Consider the following 14,145-nt stretch of genomic DNA (forward strand, 5'->3'; position numbering starts at 1 on the left):
GTTCATCATTTTTACGAATACCGTACGCTGATCCCGCGCTGAACAAATCAGCGTCGGTTACCTCAGGACCTTTAAGTTCGAAATCCTTCCCCTCCGGCGTTTGTAAAAAGCCAAACATAATGCCCACTGATGGACTCAGTGCACCATCCACACGACCCGCATATAAATCCTGATAGATGGCATCCTGATCCGGATAACTTTTAATGTTGACACCAGCCTGGAGCCAGTATTTGTTGGCGTACGCCTCTTGGATGGAACCCTGCTGGACAGCAATGATCTTCCCCTTCAGAACGTCGGATTGGGGAAGGAGGTTTGCGGACTTTCGGGCTACCAGTTGTGTGGGAACATGAAAGACATAATTGCTAAAATCAATGGCTTTCATCCTTTTTGGCGTTACGCCAAGTGGAGAAATAACATCAATTTTTTTGGCCAGAAGCGCTGGGATCTGGGCATCGAACGTATTGATCACGTAGTCGCATTTTGCATCGATTGATTTGCAAAGGGCGTCCGTCACGTCAATCTCGAATCCTGCAGGGTGCCCTGTTTTGTCAGTGCTCTGAAAAGGTGGATAAGTCAAATCAACCCCGAAGCGCAGTGCGGGCTGACTTGCAAAAACCACAGGTGAAAGGGTCACTAGAACAAAAACCCGAAACCAATTTTTTTTAGTTAACACGGTAATAATTCCCCTTTGAATTTCAAAATCACCCCAGATTAGGCGTGTTTACATCCCTGCCTGAAGTCTTAACCTGAGACAAGACTTACTGAGACTTTCGGTTATCTTCTCTTTCATCCTCACACCTCAGACAAAAGATAATCTACACAACCAATTATCACTTTAAGTGACTATTTCTTTACAAAATGTAAAACAGTCCGTGTCCTTTTTTAATGTCTCCTTTACGAAATCCCGCATAGCGGCATGCTTCAATTCTTCGCAAAAAGTCCACGTGCACGCTCACCGATGGAGCAAGGGTTTACGCCATATTTTTGTTATTTCACATGTACATAAAAAGCATTATTGGCTGTAAGGGATTATTTAACTCTATCCAGAGCAGGGGCCTTCATTTGTGTTTAGCTACGGGAGAACATTTGGCACTCTGAAGGAAAATGAGGTGATTTTGTGATCATTGTGAAGTCTTCGACGAATCAGATATTAAGAACGATCTTGATACAAAGAGGTCTTTGAGAAGGATTTGTGGTTTGCATCACGGAATTTTTTCAACTCGTAAACATTGGAGAATGGATCTATATGAACCCTGCGCTGAAACAACTTCATCCTTACCCGTTCGAGAAACTTCGTGCCTTACTGGCCGGCATTCAGCCCGATAAAAAATTCACGCCGATATTTCTTTCCATAGGAGAGCCTAAACATCCGGCACCAGAGCTGGTCAAACAAGTACTTATGGCCAGTCTCGATCAGATGTCGGTATATCCCGCAACCTTAGGTATTACTGCATTGCGCGAGGCCATAGTCTTCTGGTGTGAGCAGCGGTTTGACGTCCCGGCGGGATGGCTTGACCCAGCCCGTCACGTTCTTCCGGTGAATGGAACGCGCGAAGCATTATTTGCTTTTACTCAGGCCGTTGTTGAACCGGATGTCGGCGGGCTGGTGGTCAGCCCCAATCCTTTCTATCAGATATACGAAGGCGCTGCGATCCTGGCGGGCGCTACCCCACATTATCTGCCCTGCCTTGAGATCAACGATTTTATTCCTGACTTTGGGTCCGTTTCAGCAGATATCTGGGCACGTTGCCAGATTATCTTCCTATGCTCCCCGGGCAACCCTACCGGCGCGCTTATCCCCCTCGACACGCTGAAATCACTCATTGCCCTTGCCGATAAATACGATTTCGTTATCGCAGCCGACGAATGCTACAGCGAACTTTACTTTGACGAGCTGACGCCCCCTCCGGGCTTACTCACTGCCTGCGCTAAACTGGGCCGGAGCGATTTCAAGCGCTGCGTGGTCTTTCATAGCCTTTCGAAGCGCTCGAACCTGCCGGGTCTTCGGTCGGGGTTTGTGGCCGGCGATGCGGATATCCTTAAAGCATTTTTGCTTTATCGCACATACCACGGTTGCGCGATGCCGGTACACAGTCAGCTAGCCAGCGTTGCCGCCTGGCGTGATGAGGCACATGTTCGCGACAACCGCTCCCTTTACCGGGAAAAGTTCGACGCAGTGCTGGAAATCCTGTCTCCCGTTCTTAAAGTGAAAAAACCAGATGGAGGCTTCTATCTTTGGGCAAAGGTTCCCGGTGATGATGCGGCGTTTTGCCGGCAACTCTTCGGCCAGACACACGTTACGGTCATCCCGGGCTCCTATCTCTCTCGGGACATTGACGGAATCAATCCAGGCGCAGGCTGGATTCGGATGGCTCTTGTTGCCCCTGTCGCAGAGTGCGTGGAGGCGGCAAAACGCATCAGGGAATTTTTGACTATCCATCGTGAGTCAGCGGCTTTATAGCGCTCATGTAAAGGGGTAACTCTCCGGTGCTATTGATCCATCTAAGACATCGATACACCGGATATCTCCTACCTCACGCCTGTCGGCTCGTCAGGCACGCAGTACGTAAACGTCAGAGAAGAACCGGTATGAAAAACCCATTTTTTTGCATTTTTCCCTCATCCAGACCGTCATATGGCCGACGCTATCGCTGGAATTTACAGGCTTTTTGCGCTGCGTTGCTTCTTCAGGCCCTTTCATGGCTGACACCGGCCGTATCACACGCAACTGATGTTCCAGACGGCTTTGCCAAAGGCGTCACGGGAGGAGGCAGCGCCGCCTCTGTTAAGCCCACCACCACGGATGAACTTAAAAGCGCGTTATGCGCTGCCTATGACAAACAGGGCAATTGCACGGATGATAGCCCCCGGGTCATCGTCCTTGACCGTACGTTCGATTTTCGTGGCACCGTCGTGCTACACGGCAAAGCCACAACGACCGAATTGGGGTGTATGGCCCACGTCTGTCCCAGGGGCGGTGGGCAGTGGGCACTCAATGGCGCAAACCAATTCTGTCACGCCAAAGCCCCGCTTTCAGTGACTTACGATAATGCCGGTTTACAGCGCCTCAAAGTGGGTTCAAACAAAACACTTATTGGTTTGGGTTCCCATGCGGGGGTCCAGGGGATGGGGCTTTACATTGGCGGCGGGGTTCACAACGTGATTGTCCGCAACCTCACGTTGTCTGATATCAACCCCCACGTCGTCTGGGGAGGGGATGCCCTGACAATTGATAACGCGAAGGGCGTGTGGATTGACCACAACACGTTCGCCCGCATCGGCCGGCAAATGATCGTCACGGGCTGGGGATCGGCGTCCCATGTGACGATATCAGATAATGAATTTGATGGCCGAACCCCCTATTCATCGACCTGTGACGGCCATCATTACTGGGTATGGTTGTTCCTTGGACACCACGACACGTTAACTGTAGCGCGAAATTATGTACATGATACGTCCGGCCGCGCCCCTCACGCAGGCGGGATGGGGAATGCGGACGTCGTCGCTCAACTGGTTAACAACGTATTTGTGAATCTCACCTATCAGGGGGCAATCATGTCAAGAACCCCCTCTTCGTACCTGCTGGCTGAAGGTAACTATTTCGAAAAGGTCTCTCACCCCTTATTTAATGATGTTCAGCAACCTGGGGTAGCTTTCGCACTCTTTGACCCGGTATCACACTCCTCAGACAAGGCCTGTTTAAGCAACTTGGGAAGAGATTGCGTGACTAATCTGCAAACACGTAGCGGAGACGACTATCGTCCGGAGGATATCTCGGTACTTCAGGCGTTCAGATACTCTCGTCAATACCTCGTGTCTCCGATGCTTGCCAATGTTGCAAGGATACATGTACCACGCAAGGCCGGTGCGGGGCACGCTGACCTGGCTCACCCTTATGATTAGCGGTATTAATTTAGATATTAAAATGAGAGGTCTTCTCTAATGTCACGCTTACTGTTGAACATTCTTGCTCGTCTATTTCAGCGGACATCCGTGCCGGAAGTAATACGCATTCTGTATTACTCGCGCGGAGACTTCCCGGTCAGGTGAAATGTCAGATTGGCCTGCCGGATGGCACACCTTCCGGTTTTCGGAATGCGCGTTTACTTGTGTCCGCCCACCAATCCGATCTTCGTATGGCACCTTGGAAATTGGCTGATTAAAATGCAGGAATCTCCCCCGAAAGTGACTTTCCCGCCGCGCAGTGGCGCGATATTAAACACCGACACGCATCAGTTTCAGACTACTTAATAACGAAGTTTACGATTATACCTTGAGGATTTTTATCACACTGGCACAGTTTGGGGCGTCCGCAGGTCAGCGTGAATCAGAACTGGAATGCTAATGTCCAAGCTACCTCGAGCCAACCCGATAGTCGGGAGGAGTTACGCGTGGGACATACCGTGGCAAGAACATACTTTATAACATCGCTCTTCCAGGTTCAGTGCTACATACGGGAGCCAACAACGTAGAAATTAACGTACCTCTGGACAAAAAGGTCAGGGTTTTCTAAGCCCCGGATTTGTGTGTGACAGCGTTGAGCTCGTTGCGTATGAAACAGCACAATGAAGAATCAAACATTTAACGAGCAATAAAAGGCAGTTGCACTTAACCTTCACTATTTCTTCTTCCTTGAACTGGCGCCCGTCCTGACAATCCTTCCGAGCAATTGCCTTTTAGTTATTTTAAACTTGTCTTACCTTTTTTCTTCCTCATCACTGCAACAGCCATACCAGCAGCAACAACACCGATAAAAACTGTAATGAACAGCAAAGACAATGAAAGTGATGATACTGTCAAAAGGGCGCTCGCAATTATCACGCCAAGGGCATTAGAGGTTCTCAGCAAGGCGAAGACCTCTGCTTTCAAATGTAGAGGGGACATCTCATCTAGTACAAGAGAGAAATGTGTACCCAATGGGGCAATAACAGAACCAATACACATAACACCAATGACAGCTGTTATAAGTGAAATGTTTACAGTAACTATCAATGCGCCAAGTGTCATTAAGCACAGTTGTAAAACCACTGTGCTAGGAGCTGAAATACGGTTTCGGATACTCACCCATATCCCTCCCATAACAGAGGCAAGACACAGCGGGACGGTGAATAGAATGGCGTAAACAGGTTCATACCGGAAATTCATGGCTAACGCCACAGCACCTATCTCGATTAATGCAACAACGGCCCCTGCCGCAGTGGAACATATAAGCCATAAAGCCACAGGTTTCGTGAATGCTCTTTGCCTGGTTTTAACAACTTCGGGTAAGCTCTGAATATTGAGGCTGGGAATGAGAACAATGGGAAGCATACCTAGAGCGGTAATGACAAATAAAGAAAACACCGGAGAAAGACTCCCCAGTCCGGATGCGGTCACCGGAGCTAGAACAAAAATTAGCTCATTTAACGTCGCTGCCAAGCCTAGTGCCCTCGGTAAACGGTTTGCATCGACTAGGTGATTCAGTATCACCCTTAAATACCCCTGCGTTGCACCATTAACCAGCCCAGCAAAGCAGGACAGAATGATCAATATTGAAAAATTTAATTTATACCATGATGCAAGCGCTATGCAGAGTAGTGCCAGTGAACGAATCAAAATCAGCATCCGCAGGTAACTGACCGAGTTAAAACTTACTCCCATGCGCGTGAAAGGTATAACACCAAGTATCTGAGCAATTGTCATGGCAAGTATCATGGCAGCCCCCCCCTTGCTGTTACCTGTGATACTGAGTGCAAGCAATGAAAAAGCGATAGGACTAGCGGCTTGAGGGAAACTCAGAGAAGCCGAGGCTAAAAGCCATCTAAATAGTGACCAGGGTTTACCCACATGGAACCTCGGTGACGATAGATTAACTTCAGGAGAATACGATTTTTTAATATTCATCAACTATCTGACCTGAACCCGATTAATTAGCACAACTGAAATTAGAATGTCCACTTCTGGCTGTGAGTTCAACTGATGGATGCAACACACTGATTGAAAAGCTCTGAGCGAGAAGCGGAAGTTCAGAATAGTCATCGCCATTGATGATGCCCTACTGACCTTCCCATGTGTTACGAGGCAGGCGCTCAGACCTTCCCCTTAGAAGATATCGGCATGCCCATTTCAAGCGCACGCACCTCAAAACCAAACTCCTCATACAAGCGGATTGCTGCCTTGTTGTGTAAGCACACCTGTTTTAGTTCCACGCACTTTTTGAGACTTCCGGGTTTTCGGCCATCAGCCGGTACTCTTCTGGCGTCAGGTTGTTCAGGGATTCATGAGACTGCTACTCTTCTATTCATTCTGCCCGCACTCCGTTATTTCCCGTGCTTCATTCAGTGTTCTGAACAGAAAAAAATCCAGCAATTCATTGCGGTAGGTTTGAGAGATAAGCTCTGGCCCATTATCCAGGCGGATCATGGCTGGGTAGCCACGACTTATTCCTACCCTCTCCAAAACTCTGACTATGCGTTGAGCTGACAGATTAAGATCGATCTCTATGTCCAATATTTCCCAATTAAAGTCATCGACCACATTGAAGTTAGATTTATGAGGAATTTAACAAATCTTATAGCTCGTCGCTGGCTAATGACGCTGTTCTCTGAAACTAAAAGTGAGAGCTACGTAACGTTCCCTTAACACGACAATTGACGAATTTATTACGGTGGGTATTGTTTATATCTTACAAACGAGCAAACAAAACTGATCATATGAGCAAAAAACTGAGTATCTAAAACCATAACCCAGTTTGCTTGTCATTCAGTTATCGCTTTCAGCTCTGTCATTTCTTAACGATAGTTCAGAGGTAGTTCAATGAAACAGGACCTTGTTGCGGGTATAGATTCCTCCACCCAGTCTTGTACCGTCATGCTGCGTAGTCTTGAAAATGGCAAGGTGATCGCACAGGCTCGTAAGTTGCATCCACCGACCACACCGCCGTGTAGCGAGCAGGATCCGCAAGCCTGGTGGGATGCATTAGTCTCCGCGCTCACTGAATTAAAACAATGGTGGCCACGTATTGCAGGTCTGGCTGTCGGTGGCCAGGGGCACGGCCTCGTCATGCTTGATAATCACGATCGCCCGCTGCGTCCTGCGAAGCTGTGGAATGACACGGAGTCTGCACCGCAAGCGCGTGAATTGTGCGAGAAGATTGCTCCGGAAGAATGGGCACGCCTGACGGGCTCCGTTCCGGGGCCAGCAATGACCATTTCTAAACTGGCCTGGACAGAACAAAATTATCCGGGGCTGCTGGAAAAAGCCCACCGCATCATGCTGCCGTTTGATTATCTGGTTTACCGTCTGAGCGGTAGCTTTGTGTGCGAGCGCGGCGGGGCATCCGGTACGGGTTACTTCAACCCCTTCACCAATAGCTGGGAACCACAGCTGGCAGCGGTGGTTAACAGTCAAATTGACTGGATTTCCCGCTGGCCCACTATCATCCCGTCGCATCAACCTGCAGGCGTGGTGAAGTTGATGCCTGAGCTGGAGGAACTGGCGGGTGCAATCGTGGGTGTCGGGACCGGCGATAACATGTCCGCCGCACTGGGTATGAACCTGAAAACCGGTGATACCGGTATCTCTATCGGGACCAGCGGTACGTTATATGGCATCACCAGGAAAGGGATTACCGACAGCACCGGCACCATCAACGGTTATGCCGATGCGGCCGATCGCTTTATCCCCATGATTACTACATTGAACTCCGCCAAAGTCACCGATACATTTCGCAAAATGCTGCGCGTTACCCCTGACGAATTCGACGAGCTCGCGCTGAGTTCGCCACCCGGCGCCAACGGTCTTCAGCTTGTTCCGTGGCTGGACGGCGAGCGCACCCCCAACCTTCCTGACGCCACGGGACACATGCGCGGATTACGTACCACCACAACGATGCAGGATATGGCTCGCGCCACCGTGGAAGGCGTACTGTGCGGCCTTCTGGCGGGCGGTCTGGTACTGAAACAACATGGCTTCACTGACGACGGTCGCATTGTTGTCACCGGCGGCGGCGCAAAGTCACGAGCCTATCGTCAGATTCTGGCTGACCTGACGGGCAAGCCCGTTTGGATTTCTCCGGTGGGTGAAACGGCAGCCGCGGGTGCAGCCATTCAGGCTGCCGCTGCCGTGCTGGGATGCACAAACATTGAAATGGCCGATCGCTGGAGTGTGCCGCTTGAGAAAGTGGCCGAGCCACAACAAGATGCGCGCCATGTCCTGGACGCTTACGTTACCTATGCCAATGCATTATCAGGAGAGCTGCAATGAGTTCAATAACTACCCCTGCAAAAACCAAACCGCCTAAGCAGCCGCTCAAAGTCCCTGCAGAAGCGGGTATCGCCGTTGTTTTCTTACTGGTCATGCTGGGCGGGTTTATCGCCACGCCTAACTTCCTGACTGTTTCGAACATGATGGTGTTGCTTCTGAACGGCGCGGTCATCGGCTTCCTTTGCCTGGGACAATCCTTTGTCCTGCTGACCGGGGGTATCGACCTCTCCTGCGGCTCCATCGTGGCGATGACCTGCGTGGTTGCAGCTTTGCTGATGGAGAAATTTGGCATTCCGTGGCAGCTTGCCGTACCCATCGTTTTGGCGGTGGGTGCGCTGAGTGGGCTGGTAAATGGTCTGATAATCGAACGCACCGGCGTGCCGCCATTCATTGTCACTTTTGCGATGATGGGGGTTGCGGCATCCATACCACAAATTATCACCGGCGCCGAATCGATACGCGTGACGCAAATTGGTTACAGCCTCATCGGTCAGTCAAAACCGCTGGGTATTCCGTTCCCTGTCATAGCGCTGCTGCTGGCCATTGTTATTGGTGTCATCTTCCTGCGCCGCACCATCACCGGGACTCACATCTATGCGGTAGGCGGTAACGCAGATGCTGCACGCTTATCGGGGATCAGCATTCCACGCATCACCCTGTTGGTGTATGCAATTTCCGGGCTTTGTGCGGCATGCGGCGGCCTGATTTATGGATCGCGTCTGATGACAGGCTATCCGACGGCGGGCCGTGGTGACGAACTGTTCTTCTCAATAGCGGGTGCGGTGGTAGGTGGCGTCAGTCTGTTTGGCGGCACTGGCAGCCTTATCGGCGCGATGATTGGCGCCATGCTTATTGCCTCAATATCGAATCTGATGAACGTGCTGAACGTCAGTGCCTACTGGCAGCCGCTGGTCATCGGCCTGATCATCCTGTTCGGCGTCACTTTCGATACCTTACGTACCTCGAAAAAAATCGTGATCCCCTGGCTCAAAGTCAGGAAGTCACGCAAAACACAACAATAACGCTTCTTAAACCCTGACCTACATATATCCAGGAGATAAACATGAAACTCCGTACCACAATCACCGCAGGTGCAGCGATAGTCGCACTGTCCTGCATGCTCGCCGGCTGTAACCGTGAGGATACTGAAAGCACCGTGGGTGCCGGCAAAAAAACATTGGGCGTTACGCTGCCGAACCTCACCAACCCTTATTACGTTGCCATGAAAAAAAGCTTTGAAGACAATGCAGCGGCACAGGGCTTGAACGTAAAAATTTCGATTGCTGATAATGACGATGCCAAGCAACTTTCGCAGGTGCAGAACTTCATTGAACAGAAGGTGGATGCGGTCGCAGTGAACTGCGTCTCCTCAGGCCCGTGCGTGTCGATCATAAACCAGCTTAATCAGGCAAAAATTCCGGCGTTTGCCATCAACATCCTTCCGGATACCGAGGGGATGAAGCAGCAAAACGTCACGCTGGTTCAAGGTGTTCAGACCGATCAGCGTGAAGGCGGCAAGCTCATTGGCCAGCAGTTGTTGAAAGACATTGGTGAAAATGGCACGGCGACAGTGGGTATCGTGGGAGAACCAACATCCATTGCCGCAAATGCACGTGATGAAGGCTTCAAGGAAGCCGTGGCATCCAACAAAAACATTAAGTTCGTCGCGCTGGTCAATGGCAAAGTAGAAGAAACAACCTCCCTGAAAGTCACCACTGAAATGCTGCAGGGCAGGCCAGAAATTAACGTCGTGTACTCAGACACCGAACCTTCCGCGCTCGGGTCACTGGCGGCAATCCAGCAACTGGGGGTCAGTGACAAAGTGAAGCTGTATGCGTTTGTGGATAAAGAAGGCGTCAAAGCCGTTCAGAACAACAGCATATTGAAAGCCGGTGCGATTCAGGAGCCGGTTAAACTGGCTCAGTTGCTGGTTGAAAATGCCAGGAAGAGTCTGAACGGTGAACAGGTTCCAGCCATGATCAACAACCCACCGCTGCTGGTCACCAAAGACAACGCAGCATCGGTAATGGGTTCAGCATACTGACTTAAGTGAAAGGCGAAGAATGATGAATTATGTGGCGAAGCAGGTCAAAATCGGTTTTTCGGGTGTGCAGGTTCTCCACGGTGTGGATTTCAGCGTAAAGCCTGGCGAGATCCACGGCCTCTTTGGCCATAATGGGGCGGGTAAATCAACGCTACTGAAAATCCTGGCGGGCGTTAACACGCAGGATAGTGGAGAGCTGATGATCGGCGAAACGCCGGTGCACCTTGCTTCGCCACGGGATGCACTCAACAAAGGTATTGCTTGTGTGTATCAGGAACTCCGTCTCATTCCCGGCATGAGCGTCTGGCAAAACCTTTTTCTCGGACGTGAATGTCGTAAAGGCAGTGGCTTTATAGATGATGCAAGTATGATCGCGCATACCGAGAAAGTACTAAATGATTACCATCTGAGTTTCAGCGCTACCGCGCTGGTCAAAAATCTGTCACATCCTGAAAAGCAGATGCTGGAAGTGGTTTCTAACCTTGATCGCGACGCCCGTTTTCTTTTCCTCGATGAACCGACGACCGCGCTGGAAGGTGCGCAGGCAGAAGAACTGCTGCAGGCAGTACAACGTATCGCACGCGAAAAGCAGATTGGCGTAGTGCTGGTCTCTCATAAATTAGACGAAGTGTTGGGTGTTTGTGATGAAGCAACCGTCATGTGCGGCGGCCGAGTGATTTATAACGAAGGCAAAAAGACGCTGAGCAAAAGCGCCATCATTGACGCTATTGTGGGCGATGCAAATGCTTATCAGGCGCCGTCTAACAGCCGTAGTCTGATCCGCGGCGCGATGGGCAAACCCTGGCTCTCGGTCACAAACCTGCAGACTGATCGCCTGAAAGGCATCAACCTTGAGGCATATCGCGGGGAAATTTTGGGTATATACGGGCTGGCCGGCGCAGGCCGAACGCGCTTGTGCCAGACGCTGTTTGGGTTGGAAACCGTTACCGGTGGTGACATCCGGCTGGGTCACAAAGAATACCATCCTTCTTCACCGGCAAAAGCCATTGATAAGGGGATTGCTTACCTGACAGAAGAACGTAAAAAAGATGGCTTCATTCCTCAGATGTCGAGTTATGCCAACGCCATGCTGCCGGTTCTGAAAAAATTCCGTTCTGGCGGATTTGTCAGTCACAGCGCTGCGCGGCAGGCCGCCGCTGAGTTGCTAAGCAAGATGAATACGCTGGGAACGCTGAGCGGACCGATTAAATCGCTTTCCGGCGGCAATCAGCAAAAAGTTCTGCTCGCCAGGGTCATTGCGCAAAACGCCAATCTGGTATTGCTGGATGAGCCGACCAAAGGCGTCGACATTGGGGCAAAAGCGGATATTTATCGCATCATCCATCAGTTGGCAGATAAAGGCTGCTGCGTCATCGTGGTATCGAGTGAGGAAGAGGAATTGCTGGACGTGGCAGATACCATTACGGTGTTCCGACAGGGTAAATGCGATGGTGTGATCATTCCTGCACGCGACCTTAAACCCGCAGATCTTCGCAAAGCCGCATGGGAGCATGCTGAAGCCCAGGCTTAGGGCACTCATTCCGAACAGAACGCATCCAACGGCCAGCTAAGCTGGCCGTTTTTGTTTCAGCATTTGATTAACGTTATAGCTGCCCTCCTGCAGAAGACCCAAACAAATTGCATCAAGTGAGTTACCCCGCATACAGGCTCTGAGCGCTGGCGCAAAATGAGTGGAAAAATTGTGCAATCTGTCATTGGCATATTTGCAACAGGGCAGATATTAAGTTGTGCAAAGTGGCTATACGGCATAGCGCAGCAGGGGCAAGAGAAATGGCAGACTTTTACATCTCGGGTGTACGCAGAGACAATGCAGGGCAACACATTCAGTACGTTAAAATCATCAAAGCCGGTAATGGGGAGAAGGACGCATCAATTAACTCGCGTCAGTTTGTCGCTGAGTTGATAAATGCCGGTAAGACAAGCTTTCAAACAATTAACTACGTGAATGACAAGTGGGTTTATGGGGCAATGGTTCATGTTATTGATGGGATTTATCTCACGACTGATCCTAATGATACCAAATGCGATGACCTGGGTAATTTGCCCACTTTTTAATGATGCGATGTTATAAGCGAATGAGCGCTTCCAGCGAAGCGCTCAGTGTCATTACTCAAAATCAGCGTGTCGTTTAAACATGGTTTCACTGGTTTCACGCAGTTGGTCCATGAGTTCAAGCACGATGGCATCGTAGGTGATAAAGCAGAGTTGCTCGAAAGAGGAACCCATTGGCTGCGAAAACTGGCCCAGAGTGCGATCGTTTTCAGTTTTGACCGTTCCCGGTAATACCAGCACGCAGTTGGCCAACTGGCCAATCGCAGAGTCTTTTTTCATGGTGACCAGCGCCACGTCGACACCACACTCAACGGCTTTCTGCGCAAGGCTCTTGAGACTGCCTGTTTCGCCACTGCCTGAACCAATAATTAACAAATCACCCGCTTTCGTATGAGGTGATGAAATTTCCCCGACTACGCTGACCGAGAAGCCTAAATGCAATAAACGGTTAGCGAACGCGCGGATGGCAATACCGCTGCGCCCTGCACCTTGCAGGAAAATATGCTTCGCATTGCGGATCTTCCCGATAAAATGCTGTGCCTGATCATTGTCGATATTGAGCGCGTTTTGCTCCAGTTCCCTGAGAATACTGACAGTATTTTCCTGAACACCCATTTTCTTTTCCTCCGGTCAGGCAATTGTACGGCCACCATCCATGAGGATCGTCTGTCCCTGGATGTAAGAATTTGACTTATCAGCAAGGAAGATGGCCAGGTTTGCGACATCATCGATTGTGCCCAGACGACGGACCGGAATTTTCTCCAGTACTGCGTCTAAATCTGCCTGCGTCGGGTAATTAACACGCATCATTTCGCCGGTGTCGATAAGACGCGGCGCAATAGCGTTGACGTTAACACCTTTTGGACCCAACTCCTTCGCCAGACCACGAATAAGACCTTCACCCCCTGCTTTACTGGCCGGATAGCTCACCCCCCCGCCAGTACCTGACAGCGCAGAACCGGAGGAGATGTAAACGATTGAACCCTGGTTAGTTAAGAAGTCATCGTAAAATGCTTTGACCGTATTGAATAAACCCGTCAGGTTGATTGAGAGTGTTTTGTTCCACTCTTCGAAAGTAATGTCTTTGACTTTATTGGCAAAAGCGACACCTGCGTTCAAAACCAGAATGTCGATACGGCCATAAGTTTCGATAACTTTTCTGCGCACTTCAGCCAGTGCCTGCGGATCAGAGACGTCCGTTTTGACAAAGAGCGATTTAACATTGCCAAAGGTCAGTTCTTCCGCAGTTTTGATGCCATTAGCCTCGTTATAATCGACAATGACGGTATGCGCACCGCGTTCGGCGAATTGTTTTGCAATTCCTTTACCAATCCCATGCGCACCACCGGTAATTAGCGCAACTTTACCTTCAAAATGACTCATCGGTTGTTCTCCTGAATCTTTGTACTTAACGTGAGAGAAATCCCCCACGTCTGCGGTCTACATAATGATTACGCGCTCAATTAAGAGCGCGTGAATATATGTTGGATACTTAATGCATGACAGACTTTAATGCCTGATAGCTTGCTTTAGGGTTGTCATTAAATAATGCGCCACCGACAACAATTAAATCAGCACCCGCCTCCTGTACTTTTTCCGCTATTTCCAGATTAACACCACCGTCGACTTCAATTTGAATGTGTCGGCCAGCAATCATTTCTCTGGTTTTCCTGATTTTCTCGAGGCTTTTCTCGATGAAAGTCTGCCCGGGTTGCCCCGGGTTAATGGTCATAATCAGGATGTAATCAATATCGTCCAACAAATATTCCAGAACACTTTCAGGC

General features: G+C 50.0%; 12 protein-coding genes and 2 pseudogenes. 8 read left to right on the forward strand and 6 right to left on the reverse strand.

The annotated features are described in order from the left end of the window. On the reverse strand, window positions 1-673 hold a 673-nt coding region (locus J1785_RS11075), incomplete at its 3' end, for a transporter substrate-binding domain-containing protein (protein ID WP_217219414.1). 573 nt (window positions 674-1,246) lie between these two features. Here J1785_RS11075 and dapC point away from each other — a divergent pair. From dapC to J1785_RS26750, 3 genes are all read left to right on the forward strand, one after another. After that, entirely contained in the window at window positions 1,247-2,461 is a 1,215-nt protein-coding gene (gene dapC / locus J1785_RS11080; protein ID WP_118665742.1) for a succinyldiaminopimelate transaminase, read from the forward strand. 128 nt (window positions 2,462-2,589) lie between these two features. Further along, window positions 2,590-3,903: a pectate lyase family protein gene (locus J1785_RS11085; protein ID WP_118663959.1), complete on the forward strand. Its 1,314-nt coding sequence runs from the start codon at window positions 2,590-2,592 to the stop codon at window positions 3,901-3,903. Window positions 3,904-4,426: 523 nt separating this feature from the next. Continuing rightward, entirely contained in the window at window positions 4,427-4,513 is an 87-nt protein-coding gene (locus J1785_RS26750) for a hypothetical protein (RefSeq protein WP_240343610.1), read from the forward strand. A 167-nt stretch (window positions 4,514-4,680) separates the two neighbouring features. Here the strand turns inward: J1785_RS26750 and J1785_RS11090 are convergent, their stop codons facing one another. Beyond that, the gene (locus J1785_RS11090; RefSeq protein ID WP_227978105.1) at window positions 4,681-5,883 is read right to left on the reverse strand and encodes an MFS transporter; all 1,203 of its coding nucleotides are present in this window, start codon (window positions 5,881-5,883) and stop codon (window positions 4,681-4,683) included. Between the two features lie 295 nt (window positions 5,884-6,178). Next, window positions 6,179-6,522: pseudogene (locus J1785_RS11095) on the reverse strand (IS3 family transposase); the annotation flags it as partial. 273 nt (window positions 6,523-6,795) lie between these two features. On the opposite strand from J1785_RS11095, the gene xylB reads away from it, so the two are divergent. The 5 genes from xylB (at window position 6,796) to J1785_RS11120 (ending at window position 12,364) form a co-directional block, all read left to right on the forward strand. Further along, on the forward strand, window positions 6,796-8,244 hold the full coding sequence (gene xylB / locus J1785_RS11100; RefSeq protein WP_072351807.1) for a xylulokinase: 1,449 nt from the start codon (window positions 6,796-6,798) through the stop codon (window positions 8,242-8,244). Beyond that, window positions 8,241-9,266 (forward strand): ABC transporter permease, encoded by a 1,026-nt coding sequence (locus tag J1785_RS11105; protein ID WP_134526805.1) that lies wholly within the window; start codon window positions 8,241-8,243, stop codon window positions 9,264-9,266. The genes xylB and J1785_RS11105 overlap by 4 nt, the downstream gene beginning before the upstream one ends. A 41-nt stretch (window positions 9,267-9,307) precedes the next feature. Then, on the forward strand, window positions 9,308-10,288 hold the full coding sequence (locus J1785_RS11110) for a substrate-binding domain-containing protein (protein WP_024359909.1): 981 nt from the start codon (window positions 9,308-9,310) through the stop codon (window positions 10,286-10,288). Window positions 10,289-10,310: 22 nt separating this feature from the next. Next, window positions 10,311-11,819 (forward strand): sugar ABC transporter ATP-binding protein, encoded by a 1,509-nt coding sequence (locus J1785_RS11115; protein ID WP_020439335.1) that lies wholly within the window; start codon window positions 10,311-10,313, stop codon window positions 11,817-11,819. A 260-nt stretch (window positions 11,820-12,079) separates the two neighbouring features. Then, complete coding sequence (locus J1785_RS11120; protein WP_049112343.1) at window positions 12,080-12,364, forward strand: DUF3892 domain-containing protein; 285 nt, start codon at window positions 12,080-12,082, stop codon at window positions 12,362-12,364. A gap of 51 nt (window positions 12,365-12,415) precedes the next feature. Here J1785_RS11120 and hxlB read toward each other — a convergent pair whose 3' ends face one another. The 3 genes and pseudogenes from hxlB to J1785_RS11135 all read right to left on the reverse strand — a co-directional run. Next, window positions 12,416-12,976: a 6-phospho-3-hexuloisomerase gene (gene hxlB, locus J1785_RS11125; RefSeq protein ID WP_049112345.1), complete on the reverse strand. Its 561-nt coding sequence runs from the start codon at window positions 12,974-12,976 to the stop codon at window positions 12,416-12,418. A 15-nt stretch (window positions 12,977-12,991) separates the two neighbouring features. After that, complete coding sequence (locus tag J1785_RS11130) at window positions 12,992-13,744, reverse strand: SDR family NAD(P)-dependent oxidoreductase (RefSeq protein ID WP_032693571.1); 753 nt, start codon at window positions 13,742-13,744, stop codon at window positions 12,992-12,994. 109 nt (window positions 13,745-13,853) lie between these two features. Next, window positions 13,854-14,145 (reverse strand): annotated as a pseudogene (locus J1785_RS11135) (ribulose-phosphate 3-epimerase); the annotation flags it as partial.

Origin of the sequence: Rahnella perminowiae, assembly GCF_019049755.1 — a bacterium.
GTDB classification, from domain to species: Bacteria; Pseudomonadota; Gammaproteobacteria; order Enterobacterales; family Enterobacteriaceae; genus Rahnella; species Rahnella perminowiae.